The sequence below is a fragment of the Desulfobacter postgatei 2ac9 genome (genome assembly GCF_000233695.2).
Taxonomy (GTDB): domain Bacteria; phylum Desulfobacterota; class Desulfobacteria; order Desulfobacterales; family Desulfobacteraceae; genus Desulfobacter; species Desulfobacter postgatei.
In genome coordinates this window covers 1,611,099-1,632,686 of record NZ_CM001488.1, presented here as the reverse complement: position 1 = coordinate 1,632,686, position 21,588 = coordinate 1,611,099, and the positions used below count along the sequence as shown (strand labels likewise).

Sequence of the window (21,588 nt, the reverse complement as noted above, 5' to 3'; positions counted from 1 at the left end):
TTTATTTTTTATAATTTTAAGGAGATTTGGATGTACTTAGCCAGTGATTTGAAAAAAGGGCTTAAACTCGATATTGACGGAGATCCCCATGTAATTGTCGGTTTTGAGTTTAAAAAACCGGGCAAGGGGCAGTCCCTGTATAAATGCAAACTTAAAAATATGATCACAGGTTCCCAGTTTGAACGAACCTACCGTTCCGGTGATAAATTTGAAAAGGTTGACCTGGAAGAGGCGGATATGGAATACCTGTATTCAGACCGGGATGGATGGTGCTTTATGAATTCAACCACTTACGAGCAAGTCATGCTGACTAAGGAACAGATCGGAGAGAACGTGGATCTGCTCAAAGAAAACACCCTGTGCACCGTGCTTCTGCATAACCAGAAACCCATTGGCGTTACACTTCCCAACTTTGTAATCCTGCGAGTCACCTCCACCGAACCCTGGGCCAAGGGAGATACGGCCACTGGCGACACCAAGCCGGCCACGGTTGAAACCGGGTTTGAACTCCAGGTGCCTCCTTTTGTCGATGAAAATCAGTTGATTAAAATCGATACCCGGACCCGGGAATACGTTGAACGTGCGAGTGAATAATTTCCTTATTCATGATCGGTCCTATCAGTTCGATGATTCGGGTTGTGTATATTTGCCTTGCTTCGGCAGTCAGGTGATAGGGGGTATCAAAATAGTAGTCGGGGGGAAACATATATTCCAGGGGACGGCCAAGGTATGTTAACCCCTTTTTCCGTGCAAGGGCGGGCAGCGTGGTATAAAAATGGTTTTCCACCGGATCTGTTATATAGGCTTGTTGAAATAGAAAACCTGGTGGGATGAATATCAGGCAAATGTTCCGGCTGTCAGCCCAGTGCTGGAAAGCGGTCAAAAGGTTCCAGGCTTCATTTTTTTTTGAAAAATTCTTACCATAGTACCGGGGAGTCAGTGAATTGACGATTGCCTTTTGATTCTCGGACTGTCTTGCGACTTCAGAGTGGGTTTGGTCACCATGGGCATTCATGTGGTGGGGGCCGTACAGCCCTTGAACTGAGAATCCCCTGGGAATCCCCCGATACCCCTGGATAAGACGCTCGGGGGTAACAGCGAACAATAATTTTAACTGAAGCTGCCACGCCTGTTTTGCCAGAAGCCCGGGTTCAGAAAGATAAAAATCCACCATAACCGGATTGATCGTATAATTATAGTTATACAGGGGATATTCCAGAGGAAGCAGGGCGGTATCGCCAGGGGTAAGGACGGCTTTTGCCTGTTCAAGTATATAAGGCAGTGAAACTCCTGCATTGACCCCTAAATTGATAACAGGTCGGTGATATCGCTCCTGCAGCGCAATGGAGTTGATAGAAAAAAGTGCGGCAGATCCGCCGACAATCACGATCTTGGACCCTGAAATTTTGTCGCATAGGGCCCGCTTATACGCATAGGCCTGCCGCACCCACTGGCTGTCAGGGGTCGCGTTGCCCAATTGCCCCATAACCAGCAGGATCCATAAGAGAGCCGCGCCGCAGAATCCTCCGAAAAATCCAACGATAATTTTCATCTGTGTTGTGGCCCTTTAGAAATTAAAATAAAGAAATTCACTGCTGCCGGTGCCGGCCAGCACCTTCAAAGAAACAAAAAACAGCATGCCTGCCACAATGGCTTTTGTTCTTCCCTGAACAACAGGAAATGCTCCCTTGTTTTCGGTATATAAGCGACACCACGCCGCAGTATTGGGAAGCCCCCACACGATCAGGGCGGACAGGATCAGCCAGTATGGGGCTGATCCTGATCCGGCCGTGATAAAGTTGGCTATGTCGAACGTTGGAAAAGATAATTGCACTGATTTCAAAAATTCGCTCAAACAGAACATGGTTTTATAAAGGTACAAGGCGGTGCCCATGTTGACGGCCCTGAAAGCTGTCCATAGCAGGGCAATTACCAAAAATGTCACCAGAACGCCCAATGGGCGGGGCAGCCGTAATTTGGGAAATCGGGATTCCCTCAGATGGTCCAGCATCAGAAACAGCCCGTGCATCCCACCCCAGAAAACAAACTGCCATCCGGCACCATGCCACAATCCGCAAAGAAGCATGGTGATCATTAGATTGTTAAGATGCCTGGGAAAAGAACACCGGCTGCCACCGAGGGGAATATACAGATAATCCCGAAAAAAATGGGAGAGGCTGATATGCCATCGCTGCCAAAAGTTAATGAAATTATGAGCCCGATAAGGAGAGTTAAAATTGTCCGGCAACCGGATGCCCATCATGGCACCCAGTCCAAGGGCCATATCTGCATATCCTGAAAAGTCAAAATACAATTGAAAGGTATAGGCCAGGGTTGCCGTCCATGCCGCCATAGCCGAAACGACATCCCCACGCGCACCGGCATCAAAAACCGGCCCCACAAATACCGCCAGTTGATCTGCCAGAACTGTTTTTTTAAATAAGCCCAATGAAAAAAGAGACAGGCCTGTGGCGAAACTTTCATTGTTCCATCTCAGCCATTCAGGGGAGATAAACTGCCCGTGAACTGTGTTGTAACGTATAATGGGACCGGCGATAAGTTGCGGAAAAAAAGAGACAAAGGCCATATATTCTAAAAAGGAGCTGCGCTTGATCTTTTTATGATAAACATCCACTAGGAATGCAATCTGCTGAAAGGTGTAAAAGGAAATACCCAAGGGCAGGACAAGGGGGTGAATATTTGGATCAAAGGGTAATACCTGGGCAAGGGAGACTAAAAAAAAATTCCAGTATTTAAAATACCCGAGTACGCCCATGTTCAGGAAAATTCCGACCAAGAGCCATGTTTTAGGATGTTTCCCCGGCGTCTTCATGATCCGAAGTCCGATTTGGTGGTTAACCAAGATCGAGCCCAGGAGCAGCACCAGGAATATAGGGTTCCAGTACCCGTAAAAAACAAGTGAACCTGAAACAATGCAGGCTAACCCGCCCCGGGCCCCATACAAATAGCGGCCCGCAACAATCAGGGCGAGAGTGACGGGTAAAAAAACAAAAATAAACAGATATGAATTAAACAGCATTCGTGAATGGCACCCAGTTAACAGCGACTACATCAATGGATTCTTTTGTTTTGTGCATTCTAATTGTTCAAAATAAATTGTCAACATGTGGAAAAGCTTATCCAGCACTCGTCTAACGTTGGTAAATCTTTTCAATTGGATTATATAGCATCGCCTTATATTTGCACACTTACTCAATGATAAGCGACCTGATCAACATCGCTAACATTCTTTTATCATCAGTATTGGGAAGGCGTGCATCCGGAAATTCAAAACTGAGGATATTTGTCTGCTCCTTGAAAAGAATATTCGATTTGAAACGGATGCTTATTTTTTTATCTGCTGAATTCAAAGAGTTGGAATAAATTTCATAATCATTCATGCGTATATGTATATGCTGAACCCCCAATGTCCCAATATGTAGATTCAATTTGCCCTCAATATGATCAGGGTTGATTCTAAACAAAATTAGAGACTGTTTCCCATGTGACCATCTGTGATGCGTCTCATTATAAGACCACCCACTAAAAACCACATCCGATGAATTAAATCCGATGGTTTCATCCTGTATTTCCGGTAAGTTTTGATAGGGAGCTTTGCTTAATGTGTCATTTATCACCATTTTGTTTTCATAGTACAAAATCTCAGTATCAAAGCACTTTACAACAGCCGAAGGCTTACCGTTTAAAGAGAGAATCTTATTCTTGTTTAATGAATTATTTTTAATCAGAGCAAAGTCATAATAATTTTTATACCAAGCGATGGTATTAACTGCTTCAAATCTTGTCAGATCAAAGGTGTACTGAGCTATCGTAATATCATTTTTACTTAACAAATGAGTATATTTACTGTCCCAATACTCAGAAATTCCGTGCTTTGCTCCCGTTTTTTCAATAAAGCTATCGATACAAGCAACTGTTTCAGGATAGTATTCATTTTTAAAGGAGACATCATTAAATTTTGTATAGGTTTGAAACAATAAAACAAATGCCATCAAAAATGAAAAAGTGACATAGCTCCGTTTAAACAACTTGCTCTTTAAATGAAACCTTGTCCAATATAAAACAGCAGGTATTAGAATAATCGGAAGTAAAAAAACCGGAATCATGTAATGCTGATAGATTTTATTCGGATAAATAAAGCTTAGTGCCAATATATTCCCAAACAGCGTTACTATCAGGTATATAAACAGGAAAAGCAGTCTATCTAATCCAGGTTGATCAGCTTCAAGCTTAGGATTTCTGACATACTTCAGAAGCAAGTATGTTATCAAAATATACATTGCCAAGATCAACAAAGAACTAAGAGGATATTCATTGAAAGACAGTTGAATTATCTCTAATATTCTAGAAATATTCACAAATAAATGTTTTGTGGATAATGTAATCGCTTTAGCATAGTTGCTTTGATTGATGGTAATAATACCGCTCAAAATTTTACCCATAAACATGGATATAATGAGTGAAGCTGAAATAATGAATACCTGCTTATGATGCACCATCTTCACCAACCATAGTACTAAAAGGGTAACCAATGTTGGCAAAACTAAATGTAAAATATACATACTATCTGAAGCCGTTGTCAAAATTGACAGACAGATCAACAGTACATAATTCGTTTTTTTCCATGGATAACGAAGCATCGCCAGAATCAGACCGACTGACAGCAGAGCAATAATGAACTCTCCATAATGAAATACTGTTGCAAACTGCATTGAATATACATAAGTTGGAAATATATAGAAAAATGAAACTGGGAGTACGGTCATGTATAACGCAGCAATATGATCAAAAAAATTACGATTAATTCTGTATACTGATATTAAAATCAGAATTGAAAAAATTGTAAAAGATAGCGGGATGGCGTGATAGAAATTACCGGTAATAAAATTTGAGAAAAAATATACCAGCATGTCCGGAAAATAATAAGGAGCTGCAGAACCATACCAATCACTGTAATTCCCACCATTAACAAATAAATCTCTATATAAAGTCGGCAAATAATTACAGTCTGAATCAAATAGTTTATCTGAAGGATATGAATGAGAATAATATACACCTAAATTGTGTAACAAAACAAAACCAATCAATATGTATGGGAAATACAGATAAAGGAACTGACGAATATTTTTCATAACCCGTTTTCCTTAAATGTCCAAAATTTGTGAACTGTGTATGTAATAAGCGGCATAATAATGATGATAACAATTGTCTTTATATAATTATTAAAGTCACTCAGTAAGTCGGACACATATATGGAAACGATCAATACGCCGAATTGCACTATAAAGTACTTTACTGCTTTAATCGGTGAAATTTCTTGATTAAAAACAACCTTTGACTGCATTATATAAGAATGCACATATGCAATGAGAAAACCAATGACATTTGATATAAGTAAAGAATCATGAATCATATAAATACACAGCGATGCTATCAAAAAATGAATTAAAGTTGAAACACCACCAATCAGAAAATAATTAACCAACCTGATTCTCAAAAAAAACATTTCTAATATTCTTTTTCAATAATGTATAATGGCCGTTTTTTTGTTTCTTTGTAAATACGCCCGATATATTCACCTAAAATACCTATTCCAATCAACTGGATCCCGCCTAAGAATAAAATAACCGTAATCATTGATGCATAGCCGGGAGTATCCACTCCTAAAATAAGCGTGTTGATAACAATCGTACTACCGTAAAGAAATGATAAAAAGGAAATCAAAAAACCAATATACATCCAAATTCTTAACGGCAGAGTGCTAAAACTTGTGATACCGTCCAAAGCAAAATCCCATAATTTCAATCCGTTATAACTGGTTTTTCCTGCAGCTCTGGGCGCCTGTTCATATTCGACAACAGCAGTATTAAAGCCGACCCATGCAAAAAGCCCTTTCATAAATCGCTGATTTTCAGGTAATCTTTTGAGTGCTTCAATAACTTTTCGACTCATTAATCTGAAATCACCGACATTGTAGGGAATTTCAACATCGGAAATTTGATTATGAAATTTGTAAAAGTATTTGGCAGTTAATTTTTTGATAACCCCCTCTCCGGTTCGGACTGTACGCTTACCAACGACCACATCAAATCCGTCTTCCCATTTTTTGATAAATTCGATTATAATTTCCGGCGGATGCTGTAAATCTGCATCTATGGGAATGACCACTTCACCCATTGCATGCTCAAGTCCAGCAGTCAATGCAGCCTCTTTTCCAAAATTCCTAGATAAATTTAAAATGCGAATTTGAGGATTTTTTGATTTTGCTTTTAACAGTACATTCAGAGTATTATCTGTACTGCCATCATTAATAAAAATAATTTCATATGGCCGTTGAACATTTTGCATTATCGGAATTAATTTCTCCAAAAACATTTTTATTGTACCTTCCTCATTGAAACATGGACATATGATAGATAATGAAACATCAAAACAATGCATGAAACACCCCCTCTGAGAATAAATTCAACTTATACCATTTGGATTGTAATACGTCCCAACATATTGTCCAATGCGAATTGTTTCTTACCAAGCGCCTATGTAAAAGGTGGGACTCCTCCGAATATTCACCTTGCGAATCCTAAAAACCTTGTGATATATTTCCACCCTATGATAACTATGTCTGAATTAAATCGTACCCTCCCCAAATATGAAGACTGATTTGTGTTCTAATGTTTAACAAAGGAAAAATTGTCAGAGTTGTTGCGTTGTTGTATTTAGTGTCTGTCGGATTTTTTGTCTGGGGCCTTGCGGCCGGGCACTATCACATATTTCCCTGGAAACAGATTGAGGTCATTTATTGGGACTTACACGCCTTTTTGACCTTTAAAGACGGCCCACCCAAAACCGTAAAGGAAAAAATTTTACTGGATATTCAGGAGCGGCCCACACAATTTGATTTTTCCGGTTTTAAGTTAAGGGATTCAACCTTCCACGATACCGGATACCTGCTGATGCCAAGATACAGCAAAAACGACGGTCAGGTTATAGTCCAATTGTTCTCCATTGGTGATAAAAAAATTGTACACACCTGGGTGCCCCCGCTGGATGACATTTTTAAGAGATCAAAGGTGGAACAAACCGGTGCCAATTCAGTCAAGGAATACCGGGCCCAGCACCCGCTCCTCTTAAAGGACGGCGGATTAATTTTTACCAGCGGTGAAGGGCCCATGGTAAGAATTAACGCCTGCAGTAAACTGATCTGGGTGAACGACCGCCACTTTCACCACTCAATTGAACTGAATGCGGACGGCAATATAGTGGTTCCGCTTGTCATGACTCCCCAGGTTCCGGAAACAGTATTGCCCATAAGGGATGACGGATTTGCCATTGTTTCACTGGACGGAAAAATCATAAACGAATATTCCGTCACAGACATACTGCTGAAAAACGGATATCGCGGCTTGATATACGGTGTCGGCAGATTCGAGACAGACCGAATCCACTTAAACGATGCCCAGCCCATATTAAAAGATCTGAATGAGGCGCAAACCGGAGATGTCGCCCTGAGTATCCGCCATTTGTCAACCGTCCTGCTGTTTGATCCGCAAACCGGAAAAATTAAATGGTTGAAAACAGGGCCATGGTTAAGTCAGCATGATATCAATCAGCTTGATGACGGCAGGTACAGCATTTTTGGCAATGATATCATCCGGCAGCAGGACACCAGCCAGATATTTGTTGAAAAAGAGCTGTCAAATATTTATCTATTTGATGCAGACAATGGCCGCATAGAACAGCCCTATGCCGGGGTAATGGCGGAACATAAAATAGCCACCGGCTCATCGGGGCGTTTAAAATTATTGGCAAACGGTGATGCCTACATTGAAGAGAGTGATAAAAGCCGAATCTTGCGTATTTCCAAAGATAAGGTAAGATGGGAATATGTGAACGCCGTATCACCGTCTACGGTGGGTGCGATACACTGGACACGGTATATTTCCCAGGAAGAAATAGATTTAAAATGGAAGGATAACTTGGCATGCGATCAGCAGTAATGGCCTTATCGATTTTTTTATTAGTAATGAACCCTGTGTGCGCCATGGCATATATCGGCCCGGGCCTTGCGACAGGGACTATCGGTGTGATCCTGGGGGTTGTGGGCTCACTATGTATCGCTGTCTTTGCCCTGGTGTGGTACCCCATTAAAAGAGTATTGAAAAAAATTAAAAAATCATCCCCAAAAGAGAACCGCCAGTCCCCGGAATAGGTACCAATGGCCTGGTTTCTTTTATCATTAAGTTCCATTGGTTTTGTATGCATATTTATATGGGCAAGTATGCCTGCTCACATTCAAAGCCTTCAAAACATTGTTGCAAAAATCTTTAACGTCATACGCTCACCCGGCATTTCCGATCACTGGAAAGAAAAAGTCCTTCCTTGCTATTCACTGCAATTGTTCTTAAAATCCATTTTAATATTTGGATTACTGATTTTATCGTTTTCTCCTTTTATTGTCTTTTCAGTATATTCCTTGTTTACGGATGGCCGATTCATTGAACTGGTCTCTTCTGTCAAGGGCATTGCAGTCAGCACCATGATTGCCGCTTTATTTGGATTTATTGTATCACGCACCTCCAAGGGTGATTATGGAAGCGGCTCAAAACTTCTCCACCATCTGGTGTTGGGAAATAATTTTGTGGGAGAAACCCTGTTTGACGTTGAACGGCTGCTGTTTTCCCCGGATATTAGATCGGAAAAATCCCATCTCTTTGTTGCCGGGCTTGCACGTGCAGGAACCACGGTTCTTATGCGCACCCTATACGAAAACGGAAAATTCACCTCCCTGACATACAGGGACATGCCCTTTATTCTTGCACCCAACCTATGGCGCAAGATCGCCGGCTTCTCCCGGCAGGACACAGAGATGCAGGAAAGGGCTCACGGGGACGGCTTAAAAATCGATTATGACAGCCCGGAAGCCCTTGAAGAGGTTTTCTGGCGCACCTTTTGCGGCAGTGATTATATTAAAAAAAACGGCTTGATCCCCATGACGGCCGACAATGAAATTTTAGATAAATTTAAAGCCTTTGTTGGTCTTATTTTAAACAACACCCCTGACAACTGCTATTTATCCAAGAACAACAATAATATTCTACGCTTGGATTCCATTGCCCGTGCATTTCCCAATGCCTTGATCATTGTCCCTTTCCGGGACCCTTTACAGCAGGCATTTTCACTTTTGAACCAGCATAAAAAATTTTTAAAAAAGCATTCGGATGATCCCTTTGCAAAAAAATACATGACCTGGCTGGCCCATCATGAATTCGGCGCAGATCACAGGCCTTTCCTGTTTGATGGAACAAATGAGGACGAAAAAAATACGCAGGATTTAAGCTACTGGCTTACGATCTGGATAAACACCTATTCATATCTGATGAACAATCTTCCCCCCCAGGCTGTTTTCTTAAGTTATGAGAACCTGTGTGATAAGAGTGAACTGGTCTGGGAAAAACTTTCCAAACAAATTAACCTCTCCCCTTACACGGATAAAATTTCATTTACAAAAGCACTTCACCGGATAAATGAACCTCTCCCCGGTGATCTTTTGCAAAAATCAAATGATATTTACAAGCGCCTGATCGTTAAATCAATTGGTGTTATTTAAAAGTCAGCAGCATTTTGTTAATTTTATCCAGCAGCATTCTGGTGCTGGATTCCCAGTCCAGCCAACGATAATCGGGATCTACCCTGAGAGCATCAGGGATACCGTTCTTTTCAATACCCTCGATTTGTTTTTCAAGGGAGCCGGGATGAGCCAGATCAAAAGTAAGCGGTGTATGAACCACACCTTTTTAAGCCTATCGGGGTGTTGTATAGTTTTCCAGCAAGTTTTTATCCACGTTTTGTGGCATCAAAGCTTTAAATTCGTCTTCCGTCATGGCTTCCGGTAAATTTTCAAAAAGAAATTTGAGGTACCAATAAGGTTCAAGTCCATTGGCCTTGGCGGTTTCGATTAGGCTGTAAATGCAGGCACTGGCCCTGGCGCCTTCGGATGTACACGAAAATAACCAATTTTTTCTACCGACCACAAAGGGTCTTATTGCATTTTCAACCACATTATTGTCGGGCATTACCAGACCACTTTCCGTATACAGGACCAGCCGATGCCATTGATTAAGGGTGTAGTTGATGGCTTTGCCAAGAAGGCTTTTGGGGGGCACCTTCTCAACTTGAGCATCCAACCATTTTTTAAATTCATCAAGGATAGGCAAGGCTTGTTCCTGCCTTTTCCGGTAAAGTCCATCAGCAGACAAACCAAGTTCTTTGGCCTCTCTCTCTATTTTGTATAATTTGCTGATGTACTTCAGGGCTTTGCCGGAGATTCCTGTCGGTTTGCCGTCTTTATTCCCGGCAGCTTTGACCACCTCCATGAACTTTCGACGTGCGTGTATCCAGCAGGCAACATGAATGATTCCCTCAATATGATCAAGAAAGTCATATGCACCATAACCATCCGTTTGGACAATACCCTGATAGCCGTTCAAAAAATTACGGGCAACATCCCCGGATCGAGTTGGGTGATACTGGAACAGAATAATGGGATTGTCCGGTGTTCCTCCTTTGAACACCCACATATAGCATTTTGACCGTTTCGGTTCTTTCAGAACTTGGACAGTTGTTTCATCAATATTGATCACTGGACCGTTAAGGATTTCACCCTTCATGAATTCCAGCAGGATCTCACAGCCCTGGGCCACTTTTATTGCCCAATTGCACATATTTGATCTGTGAATGTCTACTCCAATTCGGTGAAACTGTTTTTCCTGCCGGTAGAAAGGCAAGGCATCTGCAAATTTGGCGGTCAGGATATGAGCCAGAAGTCCTGGGGTTGCAATGCTTTTGGGGATCATTTGTTCCGGCATTCTGGCAATGGACACTGTCGGGCCGTCATCTTCAACACCTTCACAGTTTTTACATGCGTATTTATAACGGATATTCTTGATCACTCTCATCTGTGCCGGAATAATCTCAAGCTGTTCAGATTCTTCCTGGCCACAACGCGATTTCATGCAACCACAGCCACATGTTTTTTCTTCCTCGCTCAGATCGTGGATCACTTCAACCCGTGGAAGGTTTGCAGGCAAAGGCTTGCGCCCTGTTTTTTTCCCCTTATGGGCAGGCACACTGATTTCTTCGGGCTCGTCGTCTAATATGGGAGTATCCGGTTCAAAAGTATCGAAAAGGGAGCGTTGACCGTCATCCTTATTAATTTTTTCTGTCTTTTTGCCAAAAAGTCGGTCCAGAAGGCTTTTAATCTGCTCGTTGAGAATTTTTATTTCGGCTTTATAATTGTGTTCTCTGTCTGAAAAATCACTGACAAAAGAAGCCATTATTTCTTTTAATTTCTCAACGTCATTTATGTTCGCAAAAGCCTCTTGATTCATGCGTTGTATATACCATAACCACCCGGTTTTTGACAGTTTTTTCTTCAAAAAACAGCCGAATATTTTAATGGCTTATGTGCTTTTTCCTGATGAATTGAGAGCCCGTCCATTAGCCAGGAAAGTTCTTTTGCGCCAATGGTTAAAATCTCATTTTTTGACTTGGGCCATTGAAAACAATCCTTTTCCAGCCTCTTGTGCCAGAGACAGAATCCATTACGATCCCAATACAGGATTTTCAATATATTCTGTTTCCGATTACAGAATACAAACATGTGTCCTGAGAATGGATCTAAATTCAATGTTTCACTCACAAGTATGGATAACCCATCAATGGATTTACGCATATCAGTGCTCCCAAGTGCAATATGAATTTTTAAATTCTGGGTGGGAGAAAACATCAGCACCTCCCCAATACTTGGAGTACCTGGGCCAGGGTTGTCTGGGAAAATCCATCCGGTATTTCGATCTGAAATCGGTTATCTATATTCAGCCTTAATCCTTTTTGCTCAGAAAGGTTTAGAACCTGGGTGCTTTGTGTTGAAGGGAGCTGAACGAATTCTGGAAAAAGGGTCTGGTTTTTGAATTTGCTTTTCCAGTATGTAAACTGGTTGGGCCTTAAGTCATGTTGCCTACAGTATGCATTCTGTGACATGCCGGATTCAGACCATTGTTTAATATGGTGCTTCCAGAATTGGGTGCGCTTTTGATTTTTCTTGTTTGCTTTTGACATATGATGAACCTCCGCTAATTAAAAGATGGCTCATCTTCTCATGGCACGCTAACGATTTGTAGATGGGGTTTGCTAACCGCTTACCTTCACCGGATAAATGAACCTCTCCCCGGTGATCTTTTGCAAAAATCAAATGATATTTACAAGCGCCTGATCGTTAAATCAATTGGTGTTATTTAAAAGTCAGCAGCATTTTGTTAATTTTATCCAGCAGCATTCTGGTGCTGGATTCCCAGTCCAGCCAACGATAATCGGGATCTACCCTGAGAGCATCAGGGATACCGTTCTTTTCAATACCCTCGATTTGTTTTTCAAGGGAGCCGGGATGAGCCAGATCAAAATAACCGATGTGATCAAGCCCCACTTCTCTATGGATCGGGGTGTCCGATGCCAGAACCGGAAGGCCATGGCCCAAACTTTCGATTATAGGTAACCCGAAACCTTCAATGAATGACGGAAAAACCAACATGGATGCATGCTTATAACAATATGCAAGTTCAACGTCATTAATATCGGACCAGAAGAACAGCCGCCTTTGATATTCACTGTTACTTTTTATACGTTCAAGCAAGTCGTCTACCTTCCACCCTACCCTGCCTATAAAACAAAGATTCACATCTATACCTTTCGCCCAAAGCCCATCGAATGTATCAAGCAAATAGGAGTGATTTTTTCTCGGTTCAAGGGTCGAAACCATCAAGTATGTGGGCCGTTCATCAAACACCCGGCGAACCTGCTCACGAATGCCGTCTTCGTTGATTTCAGTAAAATTAAAGTCGCTGCCTAAATGGAAAAAATCAAGTTTCTTTCCATGATCGGGACCATATTTGTTTTCAACAAAAGTTGAAAAATCATTTTTAACCGTGGCGGAGATGGCAATAAAGCCGTCCACAAATTTCAGGGCGGACTCAAACCATTTTCCAAAGGCAGGGATCAAGGGTTCTTCGCAAAACTCTGGATGGGTAACCGGAATAATATCATAGAGGACTGCAATGACTTTGGCTCCGGACTCTTTTGCTTTGGCCACACTCGGCCAGATATCCATATGCCAGCTCGAATCCAATAGTAAAAGGACATCTCCGCTCTTTGGCAAAAATTCTGAGGTATCCCTATGTCTTATACGTATCGCAATCAATCTAACAAGGGCCTTGGCCGGCTGTATCAGGATTTTATCAATAAACATATTCAAACCGAAACGATTCCGGGGCGCAAGGAGAAATGCCCTGACCCCAGGGCGATATAGAATGGCGGCAATTAAATTAAGAAAAGCAAGATAAATCTGCTTTAGATACAATACAAACCACATGGCGCCCTTCTTAGCCAATTCTTTGGTATTAAGTTTAAATGTCGGGCTTGGTTCTATGTTTTCCTTTTTTTTCTTTCGGTAAAGATCCTTGACATCCACAGGAACAAATTGTCCATAACTTAAATTCACAGGGATCACTTTATAATCATCTTCGGTAGCAAGGTGTTCCATATGCCGCATGATTTCACGCACCACCCGCTGAATGCCGGTGTTCAATTCAGGGTTTTCCGGCAGGAACGAACAATCTACATAAATTTTTTTCATGGGCTATCCTAAATATGGTCAAAGAAAGCAAAATAGTTTATAATTTATAATTTTCCTGGGTTCATATAAAAAAAATTTTGGTATAGCAGGTTGTGTAACGAAAAGCCAGATTTAAAAATCCCAATAATGTCAGGACGCTTGATTTAGGAAAAATATGATAATAAAAAAAACAATTCAAGAACTTACGTCTGAGCTCGATCAACTTGACGATGATCAGGCTTTTTTAAGACAAGCATATCAATTAATTTTAGGCAGACAGGCCAGTGACGATGAACTGCAATTTTTGCAACACCGGTTGGATGCCGGAGTTGCCAGAAAAATCGTTATTGCCAACCTGCTGCTCTCCCCGGAATATGCCCAACTCAATAAAAAAAGCGTACAACTTTCCTGGCTGGAAAAAAAGCAACTCCTTATATGGAAAAATTGGCATGCCCTGTTATCCAGGATAAAGGCAATACACACCTTTGGCCGGTTGGTTTTCAACTATGCTAAAGACCCTGCATTCATGAAAAAAGACGTACTCTCTCTTAATCGCCAGGTGGAAGAGATCAAATCCAATTTATTTTTTTTCCTGAACCAGGAGGCCCAGGCCCAGCAGCGCAGACTTGACCAGTTCTTTTTTGATGTCAGGCAGGAGTTAAGGGCATCAAAAGATCCCACCGTACTGGATAAAATAGATGCCATTTCCCTGCACGCAATAGATAACTATTATCTTTCCCTGGAACAAGCCTACAGGGGAAGCCGGGATGAAATACTCGAGCGATACAAAGCCACGGTTGATTTGGTGAAGCCTCTTTTTGCAAAGGAAAAAGAGATGCGGGCAGCAGATTTAGGCTGCGGCAGGGGAGAATGGCTTCAGATCATATCCGGTTATTGTGCCAAGGTTACCGGAATCGACATGAACAGCGCAATGATAAGCCAATGCCTCAGTCATGGATTGCAAGCCGAGCAGAGCGATTTGCTGGAATGGCTGCAACAGCAGCCTGATCAAAGCCTTGATGTGATCACAGCCTTTCATGTCATTGAGCACCTGCCATTTGAAAAACTCAATATGCTGATACATGAAATTTACCGGGTACTCACCCATGGCGGATCTGTTATTTTAGAAACCCCCAACCCCGAGAATATCCATGTGGCCACCCATATGTTTTACAGGGACCCCACCCATAAAACCCCGGTCCCCAAGGAATTGAGCCGCCATCTCCTTGAATTCAACGGATTCACGGAAATAGCGGTGCATCCTCTCCACCCCTTTGAGGATACCATGCGCGTTCCGGAGGACAGTGAAGTGGCAAAACGTTTTAATTCAATGGTTTACGGCGCCACAGACTATATGATAACAGGGACAAAGCAGCCGGCAAAAAAATGACCATTGCCATTCATCAATATACACCGGCCATCACCAAAGCAGACGGTGTCAGCAACAGCCTTTTTTTCATTAAAAGAATGCTGACCTCCCTGGGGTATGAATCTGAAATATACGCTGATAATATAGATCCGGAATTAAAGAATCTTGTCCGACCAAGGCGCACCTATCAAGAAAACAGCAACAATATCCTGCTACTCCACCATGCGGCGGCCCAGCCCGACCCCGGGTGGTTTATTAGTCTGGCCGACCGTCTGGCAATGGTTTACCATAACATCACCCCGGCCCATTATTTTGAAACCGGAACAGCCCACAGCAATGCAACGAAACAAGGCAGGGAACAGTTAGCCGGCTGGCAGGGTCTGTTTGACGGCATCATCGCCGATTCGGAATATAATGCCCAGGAGTTAAAGGGCTTGGGGTATGAAAACGTACATGTCATCCCTTTGTTAATTGATTTTGAAAACATAAAAAAAACCACTGAGTCCCGGCAGATCACTCACCGGCATGAAACCACTTTTAACCTGCTGTTTGTGGGCAGGATCTGTGAAAATAAATGCCAGCACGATCTGGTCCACGCACTGGCCCGGCTGGGTAACAAAAATGTTCACCTTTTCTGTGTGGGAGGAAACACCAGCCCCCCTTATCTGAAATATATTAAAAAGCTGGTTGCAGGCTACGGCTTGCAGGAACAGGTCCATTTACCCGGGAAAGTCAGTGATCAAGACCTTTGGGGATACTATCATGCAGCCGATCTTTTTGTCAGCTTAAGTGATCATGAAGGGTTCGGCATCCCGCTCATAGAAGCCTCAAGCATAGGGCTGCCCGTCGTTGCCTACGACAGCAGCAATATCAGACACACCCTTGCAGGTTCAGGTCTTATTTTATCCCACAAAAACAGTGCCGATGTTGCAGCGGTATTGCAACGCCTGATGACCCAGCCGTTATGGCGCCACAGATTGGCACAAGGACAGCAGGCAAACCTTTCCCGGTTTGACTTTGAAAATTTAAAAACCGGTCTCAACGCATTTATAAATTCACTGCTGTCCGGCACCCGCAATACCATTGACCTTCATCACCCCGCCGCAGATAAAAAAAGCACCCTGAAAATAAGCTTTGAAGGACCGTTTGACTCCAATTACAGCCTGGCGCTTGTGAACCGTGAGCTTGCGCTGGCGCTTCAGGATCAAGGTTTCATCCTTGAGCTTCATTCCACCGAAGGAGGGGGGGACTTTTCTCCGGATGAAAAGTTTCTTAACTATTTCCCCCGGATTAAAAAAATGTGGAACCGTGGCGTCAGGCAAGAAAAAGCGGATCTGGCCATCCGGAATCTTTTCCCCCCGAGGGTCAGCGGGATGAACGGCGCTTTGAAAATTCTTGCACCCTATGCATGGGAGGAATCGGTTTTTCCCGGGCAGTGGATTGATTCATTCAACATTCAGCTCCACCTTGTGGGGGCTGTATCCGGTTATGTTGCCCGAACCTTGAAAAATAACGGCATCACCGTACCCACGGTCACCATGGGAAATGGGGCTGATCATTTAAAAGAGGTCGCGCCGGAGCCGCTTCCTTTCCGGTTTCCGCCCGGATATACCCTGCTGCATATTTCTTCGTGCTTTCCCCGGAAGGGCGCGGACCTGCTGCTGAAAGCCTTTACTGCAGCTGATTTCGGGGCCCGTCCGGAAGTTACCCTTATTATCAAGACCTTTCCCAATCCCCACAATACGATCCGCAGCCAGTTGGACAAAGCGGGGTGGATAAAAGAACAACAGTCTCAGTTGTTCTTTTATAACGGTACAATGAACAGCAAAAAGAAAATACTTCTAGTGGAAGATGAACTCTCTCCGGGTCAACTTGTTTCCCTGTACCGGCACAGCGATCTTCTCGTGGCGCCCAGCCGTGGAGAAGGCTTTGGGCTGCCCATGGCCGAAGCCATGGTGTTCGGCCTGCCGGTCCTCACCACGGGTTTTGGCGGGCAAACAGATTTTTGCAGCCATGAAACAGCGTGGCTGACGGATTATAAATTCAGCCGTGCCAAAACCCACATGGCACTGCCCGATTCCGTTTGGGTGGAACCGGACCTTGGGGATCTGACCAGGCAAATGGAACATATATCCCGGCTGCCTGCTGAAAAAATAACCCGTAAAACCCGAGCCGCCAAAGAAAATATCCTCAAAAACTACGCCTGGCGACAGGTTTCAAAACGATTGACCCAGGCAATTAAGGCCCTGGACCATCAGAATTGTCCAGCCACAGAACCGCGCATCGGCTGGGTAACGACATGGAATACACGCTGCGGCATCGCATCCTACTCAAAATACTTACTCCGTTGTCTTTCTGTCGGAAAAGTGACGGTACTTGCAAACAACGCCCTTAATCTGACTGAACAGGATGGACCTGAGGTCATCCGCTGTTGGGAAGCAGACGAAAAAGATAACCTGCAGCAACTGGTTCATAGAATTGTTGCTGCTGGGATCACGGATATCGTGATTCAATTTAATTTCAGTTTTTTCAATCTAAACGCATTATCCGGCTTTTTAGATACCATGAAAGGATATCAAAAACGCTGTTACCTTTTTTTACACTCTACGGCAGATGTCCTGCCCCCCCACCTCCCCAAATCCCTATCCCAGATAAAATCATCACTGATCAATACCCACAGGCTGGTCGTTCATTCCGTTCACGACTTGAATCACCTCAAATCCATGGGTTGTGTTGAAAACGTGATGCGCTTTCCCCATGGCGTGGATGTCAGTTCCCATTCATTGGCCCGTACAGGGGGCGCATCGTTTCCTGCACCCGATCATCCTCCCACGCATCGACCTGAGGCAGAGGTGGATGAAAAACTGATTGCGGCCTACGGCTTTCTGCTCCCCCATAAAGGCATCCGGGAACTGATTTGCGCCTTTGAGCTCCTGAAAAAAAAGGACCCGGACCTCAAGCTGCTTCTTTTAAACGCGCTCTATCCGGCCGCCCCAGCTTCAAAAGAGGAACAAAGGCTGCGCCTGCAGCAGATCAAAGAGAGTCCATACGGCAATGAGATCACCATGGATAACAGGTATCTGGAGGAAAAAGAGATTTTTAACAGGCTATCCCGGGCGAATGTCATTGTTTATCCCTGCCAGACCACCCAGGAGTCTTCCAGTGCGTCGGTCAGGGCGGGGCTGGCCACCGGCCGCCCCATCGCAGTGACCCCCCTGGATATCTTTGAAGATGTGTCGGACGTTGTCTATACCCTGCCGGGGACAACACCTGAACACATGGCCCAAGGTATTGAAACAATGATCAATAATCGTGAAATATCCAGTCGCCTGATGTCAAAACAAAAACAGTGGCTGTTGTCCCACGATTGGCAGGTACTGGGAAAACAATTGGGGAACATAATTAAAGGGTATGCGCTTAGTCTCCATTGACATGCAACTTGGGCGTCAACCGGATAAGGCCTGCAAAAAAAGGCTCATCCCCCAATACGGTTTCAAAGACCGCACAGCCATCAACCCAGTGTACACACTGATCAACATGGCTTGCACCAGTGTGGATTGCCGCAGTAATCGAATATTTGCCCGGACCCAGGTTAAACTGATCAAATGAATAGACAATATCCATTGTCCGGCCCTGCTGAACATCAATCTTTTTTTTCAGATAATGTGAGTTTGTGCCGTAAACGTCTTGTCCGAATCGATCCCGTATGACAATCCCCAGGGTTAAATCTTCCATGGATGCCTGCCCTTTAAGGGTTATTACAATGTCCGCCGGTTTACCGCTGATGAGGATCTTTGTCTCGTTTTGATGCTCATCTTTCAGTGTCACGGATTCGATCAAAACCTGCCGGCTGCCGTACCCGTTGAGTGAACGCCCTGCCCTGACATCATCATTTGATACAGAACGCCGTGCAATATGGCAATTATAGGCATTGATGATGGTTTCGGGTTCTCCATATTCAATTGCTGTGCCGCGATCCAATAATATCGCTTTATCACATAAAACCTTTACGGCATTCATATCGTGGGAAACAAACACAATGGATCCCCCGCCCGCCTTGAACTCCCGTATCTTCTGCATACATTTTTGCTGAAAATAGGCATCTCCTACGGACAGGGCCTCATCCACGACAAACGCCTGGGGTTCGGCATGAATGGCCACGGAAAAGGCCAGACGCATGATCATGCCCGAAGAATATGTTTTAAGGGGCTCATGGATAAAATCCCCCAGCTCCGTAAATGAGATGATCTCATCCAGCTTCCGGTTAATTTCCGACCTGGAAAGCCCAAGATATGTTGCATTATGAATAATATTATCAATGCCTGAAAATTCATGGTTGAATCCGGTACCAAGTTCCAGCAGACCCGTTATTTTGCCCGATATATGAACTGTCCCTGTGTCCGGTATGAGAATGCCTGTGAGAAGTTTTAAAACCGTTGATTTACCAGCCCCGTTTTCTCCGATAAGCCCAAGGGTCTGCCCCCCGGGAACCGTAAAGCTCAGGTTTTTAACCGCATCAAATTTTTTGTGGCGGCACTGCCTGAATATAATCTCCTTAAGTCGTTCCGATGGCTTGCGGTACAGTTTAAACGTCTTTGATATATTTTGAACTGAAATCATCTTGCCGCGTTCCTGTATACATCAAGGGTTTGATTGGCAGTGGATTCCCATGTAAAGCCCAGGGCGCGCGCTTTTCCTTTTTCCGCCAAAAGGGTTCTTGCGCCTGTGTCATGGACAACAGTTTCAATGGCCTGGGCCAGTTCACTGCTTTGCCGCGGATCAATTAAAACGGCCGCATCTCCCGCCACTTCGGGCATGCTGGAGACGTTGGAACAGATAACCGGACAGCCGCAGGCCATTGCCTCCACAATGGGAAGGCCGAACCCTTCGTATAAACTTGGATAAATCAACGCCTGGGCGCCTGTGTAAACAGCCCTTAAATCATGGTCCGGGATATGGCCTGTAATATAGACCCTGTTTTTAAGGTTTTTATTTCTGATTTTCTCAAACCAGGATTTTTCACCCCACCCTTTCCAGCCCACAAGGACAATGGGGATATCGGTTTTTGTTTCCGCCAGGGCATCCACGAGAAGATCAATGTTTTTTCTGGGTTCAAGAGAGCTTACAAAGAGCAGATACGATGGGGGCAGGTTGTACTTTTGCCTCACCGTTGCCACAACGTTCTTATCCGCAGGGGTAAACACCGGGTCCGCAGCCAGCGGTACCGCCGTGACCATGGACGGATCCACCTTGAACTCGCTGATGATCTCCTGCCGGATAAATTCTGAAATAGTCAGGATGTGCCTGGCATACCGCAGTCTTGTTTTTATAAAATATTCAAAAAAAAGCACCCGCTCCTTTGGATGAGTCTCCTTATACCGGCGCAAAGAGAGATCATAGATGGAAAATACCGTAGGGACCCTTGTCAGCTTTGCCGGTGAAAAGGCTGTTTCATGGTAAACCGAAAACCCGGGTGTCTGGTTCCGACACACCCTGTTCAGGCAATACTCATACTTCATCCACCGGGCAGCCCTCACCCCGAAAATTACATGGTCAGGCAGGTACCTGACAGCTCCCACGGTTTTCTGCCACCGTCCGGCGTCTGCCATGGGCGGCATGGCGTCCACAACGCAGCTTCCGTTAAAATAACGGATATCGGCCCGGCCCATGCCATGGATGGTGTGGTATAAGTTGCGCAGGTACCTTGCAATGCCGGTTAAAAGTCCGGTCATGGGTATTGCGTTAACCAAAATTTTCATAGAAAATCCCTTATATCTTTTTCCAGATACCGGAGCATCAAAAAGGAAAAAAACAAAATCAGGTGGGTAACCACAGCGAGTACCCAAAGGCCTTTAAATGAAGGGTATGAATGAAACGCAAATATTTTGTGGTAGGCATCTATCAACCTGAACGCCGGATTGTACATGATAATTTTTCTTACCGGCTCAGGAAGAATATCAACAATATAAACAATAGGCGTAAACCAGAACCACAGCTGTAAAATCACCCCTGTAATTTGACGCACATCACGGATAAAAACATTTAAAACCCCTGCAATCAACCCAAGCCCCAGCGCCAACATCTGTTGGAGGTAATACAAAACCGGGAGCAGCCATAACGAGATGTGAAATTCATAACCGGTACACAAAAGGATCAGAAAAAAAACCAGCATGGATATGACATAGGTAATGGTTTCAGACAGGTTAATATGCAAAAGCAGCGCCAAAAATGAGGTATTTACCTTTGTGATAATATGCTTTTTTGCCGGAAACACTGATGCGCAACGATTTATTGTTTCTGAAAAGGCCAACCAGGGGATAAGTCCTGCGGCAAGATAAATACCGTAGGAATTCATCTCCGAGGTTCCGGGAAGACGGGCCCCCATGAGCTTTCCGAAGATTACGATATAAATAAAAAGATTGATCATGGGCCAGATAATGGCCCACATGGACCCTAAAACCGACCCTGCAAACCGCTCGGCAAAATCCCTGCGGGTGATCTCTATAATATATGACAGGTTCAGACGTGACAT

General features: G+C 43.8%; 19 protein-coding genes. 6 read left to right on the top strand and 13 right to left on the bottom strand.

Annotation, left to right across the window (positions count from 1 at the left end; genetic code table 11):
• Positions 1-30 precede the first annotated feature (30 nt).
• Positions 31-594 (top strand): elongation factor P, encoded by a 564-nt coding sequence (efp, locus tag DESPODRAFT_RS07480; RefSeq protein WP_004072523.1) that lies wholly within the window; start codon positions 31-33, stop codon positions 592-594.
• Here the strand turns inward: efp and DESPODRAFT_RS07475 are convergent.
• From DESPODRAFT_RS07475 to DESPODRAFT_RS07455, 5 genes are all read right to left on the bottom strand, one after another.
• Positions 545-1,552 (bottom strand): hypothetical protein, encoded by a 1,008-nt coding sequence (locus DESPODRAFT_RS07475; protein ID WP_004072521.1) that lies wholly within the window; start codon positions 1,550-1,552, stop codon positions 545-547. The genes efp and DESPODRAFT_RS07475 overlap by 50 nt on opposite strands.
• Positions 1,553-1,567: 15 nt before the next feature.
• The gene (locus DESPODRAFT_RS07470) at positions 1,568-3,040 is read right to left on the bottom strand and encodes an MBOAT family O-acyltransferase (RefSeq protein ID WP_004072520.1); all 1,473 of its coding nucleotides are present in this window, start codon (positions 3,038-3,040) and stop codon (positions 1,568-1,570) included.
• Between the two features lie 169 nt (positions 3,041-3,209).
• Entirely contained in the window at positions 3,210-5,153 is a 1,944-nt protein-coding gene (locus DESPODRAFT_RS07465) for a hypothetical protein (RefSeq protein ID WP_004072518.1), read from the bottom strand.
• Positions 5,150-5,527, bottom strand: coding sequence for a GtrA family protein (locus tag DESPODRAFT_RS21715; protein ID WP_004072516.1), 378 nt, complete (start codon positions 5,525-5,527; stop codon positions 5,150-5,152). The genes DESPODRAFT_RS07465 and DESPODRAFT_RS21715 overlap by 4 nt, the downstream gene beginning before the upstream one ends.
• A gap of 2 nt (positions 5,528-5,529) precedes the next feature.
• On the bottom strand, positions 5,530-6,462 hold the full coding sequence (locus DESPODRAFT_RS07455) for a glycosyltransferase family 2 protein (RefSeq protein ID WP_004072514.1): 933 nt from the start codon (positions 6,460-6,462) through the stop codon (positions 5,530-5,532).
• Positions 6,463-6,740: 278 nt separating this feature from the next.
• Between DESPODRAFT_RS07455 and DESPODRAFT_RS07450 the strand changes: the two genes are divergently transcribed.
• The 3 genes from DESPODRAFT_RS07450 to DESPODRAFT_RS07440 all read left to right on the top strand — a co-directional run bounded on the left by DESPODRAFT_RS07450 (position 6,741) and on the right by DESPODRAFT_RS07440 (position 9,628).
• Positions 6,741-8,018, top strand: coding sequence for an arylsulfotransferase family protein (locus tag DESPODRAFT_RS07450; RefSeq protein WP_245532040.1), 1,278 nt, complete (start codon positions 6,741-6,743; stop codon positions 8,016-8,018).
• Complete coding sequence (locus tag DESPODRAFT_RS07445; protein ID WP_004072510.1) at positions 8,003-8,230, top strand: hypothetical protein; 228 nt, start codon at positions 8,003-8,005, stop codon at positions 8,228-8,230. The genes DESPODRAFT_RS07450 and DESPODRAFT_RS07445 overlap by 16 nt, the downstream gene beginning before the upstream one ends.
• 264 nt (positions 8,231-8,494) lie before the next feature.
• Positions 8,495-9,628, top strand: coding sequence for a sulfotransferase (locus DESPODRAFT_RS07440; protein ID WP_245532039.1), 1,134 nt, complete (start codon positions 8,495-8,497; stop codon positions 9,626-9,628).
• Here the strand turns inward: DESPODRAFT_RS07440 and DESPODRAFT_RS07435 are convergent.
• From DESPODRAFT_RS07435 to DESPODRAFT_RS18605, 5 genes are all read right to left on the bottom strand, one after another.
• Positions 9,621-9,809, bottom strand: coding sequence for a hypothetical protein (locus tag DESPODRAFT_RS07435; RefSeq protein WP_004072507.1), 189 nt, complete (start codon positions 9,807-9,809; stop codon positions 9,621-9,623). The two genes, DESPODRAFT_RS07440 and DESPODRAFT_RS07435, sit on opposite strands and share 8 nt — an antisense overlap.
• A 12-nt stretch (positions 9,810-9,821) precedes the next feature.
• Positions 9,822-11,408 (bottom strand): IS66 family transposase, encoded by a 1,587-nt coding sequence (tnpC, locus tag DESPODRAFT_RS07430; RefSeq protein ID WP_004072245.1) that lies wholly within the window; start codon positions 11,406-11,408, stop codon positions 9,822-9,824.
• A gap of 44 nt (positions 11,409-11,452) precedes the next feature.
• Entirely contained in the window at positions 11,453-11,806 is a 354-nt protein-coding gene (tnpB, locus tag DESPODRAFT_RS07425) for an IS66 family insertion sequence element accessory protein TnpB (RefSeq protein WP_004072247.1), read from the bottom strand.
• Positions 11,806-12,138, bottom strand: a complete 333-nt coding sequence (gene tnpA / locus DESPODRAFT_RS07420) for an IS66 family insertion sequence element accessory protein TnpA (protein WP_004070426.1) — start codon at positions 12,136-12,138, stop codon at positions 11,806-11,808. The genes tnpB and tnpA overlap by 1 nt, the downstream gene beginning before the upstream one ends.
• Before the next feature lie 172 nt (positions 12,139-12,310).
• Positions 12,311-13,708, bottom strand: a complete 1,398-nt coding sequence (locus tag DESPODRAFT_RS18605; RefSeq protein WP_004072504.1) for a glycosyltransferase family 4 protein — start codon at positions 13,706-13,708, stop codon at positions 12,311-12,313.
• A 154-nt stretch (positions 13,709-13,862) separates the two neighbouring features.
• Here DESPODRAFT_RS18605 and DESPODRAFT_RS18600 point away from each other — a divergent pair, with 154 nt between their 5' ends.
• Positions 13,863-15,077, top strand: coding sequence for a class I SAM-dependent methyltransferase (locus DESPODRAFT_RS18600; protein ID WP_004072503.1), 1,215 nt, complete (start codon positions 13,863-13,865; stop codon positions 15,075-15,077).
• Complete coding sequence (locus DESPODRAFT_RS07405) at positions 15,074-18,487, top strand: glycosyltransferase family 4 protein (protein ID WP_004072501.1); 3,414 nt, start codon at positions 15,074-15,076, stop codon at positions 18,485-18,487. The genes DESPODRAFT_RS18600 and DESPODRAFT_RS07405 overlap by 4 nt, the downstream gene beginning before the upstream one ends.
• Here DESPODRAFT_RS07405 and DESPODRAFT_RS07400 read toward each other — a convergent pair.
• The 3 genes from DESPODRAFT_RS07400 to DESPODRAFT_RS07390 are packed head-to-tail and all read right to left on the bottom strand — an operon-like array spanning position 18,474 to position 21,588.
• Positions 18,474-19,676, bottom strand: a complete 1,203-nt coding sequence (locus DESPODRAFT_RS07400) for an ABC transporter ATP-binding protein (protein ID WP_004072499.1) — start codon at positions 19,674-19,676, stop codon at positions 18,474-18,476. The two genes, DESPODRAFT_RS07405 and DESPODRAFT_RS07400, sit on opposite strands and share 14 nt — an antisense overlap.
• Complete coding sequence (locus DESPODRAFT_RS07395; RefSeq protein ID WP_004072497.1) at positions 19,673-20,815, bottom strand: glycosyltransferase family 4 protein; 1,143 nt, start codon at positions 20,813-20,815, stop codon at positions 19,673-19,675. Before DESPODRAFT_RS07395 ends, DESPODRAFT_RS07400 begins: the two co-directional genes overlap by 4 nt.
• Positions 20,812-21,588 carry an ABC transporter permease gene (locus tag DESPODRAFT_RS07390; protein ID WP_004072494.1) on the bottom strand — a complete coding sequence of 259 codons (777 nt, stop codon included), beginning with the start codon at positions 21,586-21,588 and terminating at the stop codon, positions 20,812-20,814. Before DESPODRAFT_RS07390 ends, DESPODRAFT_RS07395 begins: the two co-directional genes overlap by 4 nt.

What these genes read in the sequence shown, in the direction of transcription:
- DESPODRAFT_RS07465 (WP_004072518.1), bottom strand. Translation starts at nt 5,153, where the DNA reads ATGAAAAATATTCGTCAGTTCCTTTATCTGTATTTCCCATACATATTG.
- DESPODRAFT_RS18600 (WP_004072503.1), top strand. Translation starts at nt 13,863, where the DNA reads ATGATAATAAAAAAAACAATTCAAGAACTTACGTCTGAGCTCGATCAA.
- efp (WP_004072523.1), top strand. Translation starts at nt 31, where the DNA reads ATGTACTTAGCCAGTGATTTGAAAAAAGGGCTTAAACTCGATATTGAC.
- DESPODRAFT_RS07455 (WP_004072514.1), bottom strand. Translation starts at nt 6,462, where the DNA reads ATGCATTGTTTTGATGTTTCATTATCTATCATATGTCCATGTTTCAAT.
- DESPODRAFT_RS07395 (WP_004072497.1), bottom strand. Translation starts at nt 20,815, where the DNA reads ATGAAAATTTTGGTTAACGCAATACCCATGACCGGACTTTTAACCGGC.
- DESPODRAFT_RS21715 (WP_004072516.1), bottom strand. Translation starts at nt 5,527, where the DNA reads ATGTTTTTTTTGAGAATCAGGTTGGTTAATTATTTTCTGATTGGTGGT.
- tnpB (WP_004072247.1), bottom strand. Translation starts at nt 11,806, where the DNA reads ATGTTTTCTCCCACCCAGAATTTAAAAATTCATATTGCACTTGGGAGC.
- tnpC (WP_004072245.1), bottom strand. Translation starts at nt 11,408, where the DNA reads ATGAATCAAGAGGCTTTTGCGAACATAAATGACGTTGAGAAATTAAAA.
- DESPODRAFT_RS07445 (WP_004072510.1), top strand. Translation starts at nt 8,003, where the DNA reads ATGCGATCAGCAGTAATGGCCTTATCGATTTTTTTATTAGTAATGAAC.
- DESPODRAFT_RS07475 (WP_004072521.1), bottom strand. Translation starts at nt 1,552, where the DNA reads ATGAAAATTATCGTTGGATTTTTCGGAGGATTCTGCGGCGCGGCTCTC.
- DESPODRAFT_RS07405 (WP_004072501.1), top strand. Translation starts at nt 15,074, where the DNA reads ATGACCATTGCCATTCATCAATATACACCGGCCATCACCAAAGCAGAC.
- DESPODRAFT_RS18605 (WP_004072504.1), bottom strand. Translation starts at nt 13,708, where the DNA reads ATGAAAAAAATTTATGTAGATTGTTCGTTCCTGCCGGAAAACCCTGAA.
- tnpA (WP_004070426.1), bottom strand. Translation starts at nt 12,138, where the DNA reads ATGTCAAAAGCAAACAAGAAAAATCAAAAGCGCACCCAATTCTGGAAG.
- DESPODRAFT_RS07390 (WP_004072494.1), bottom strand. Translation starts at nt 21,588, where the DNA reads ATGTCACGTCTGAACCTGTCATATATTATAGAGATCACCCGCAGGGAT.
- DESPODRAFT_RS07470 (WP_004072520.1), bottom strand. Translation starts at nt 3,040, where the DNA reads ATGCTGTTTAATTCATATCTGTTTATTTTTGTTTTTTTACCCGTCACT.
- DESPODRAFT_RS07400 (WP_004072499.1), bottom strand. Translation starts at nt 19,676, where the DNA reads ATGATTTCAGTTCAAAATATATCAAAGACGTTTAAACTGTACCGCAAG.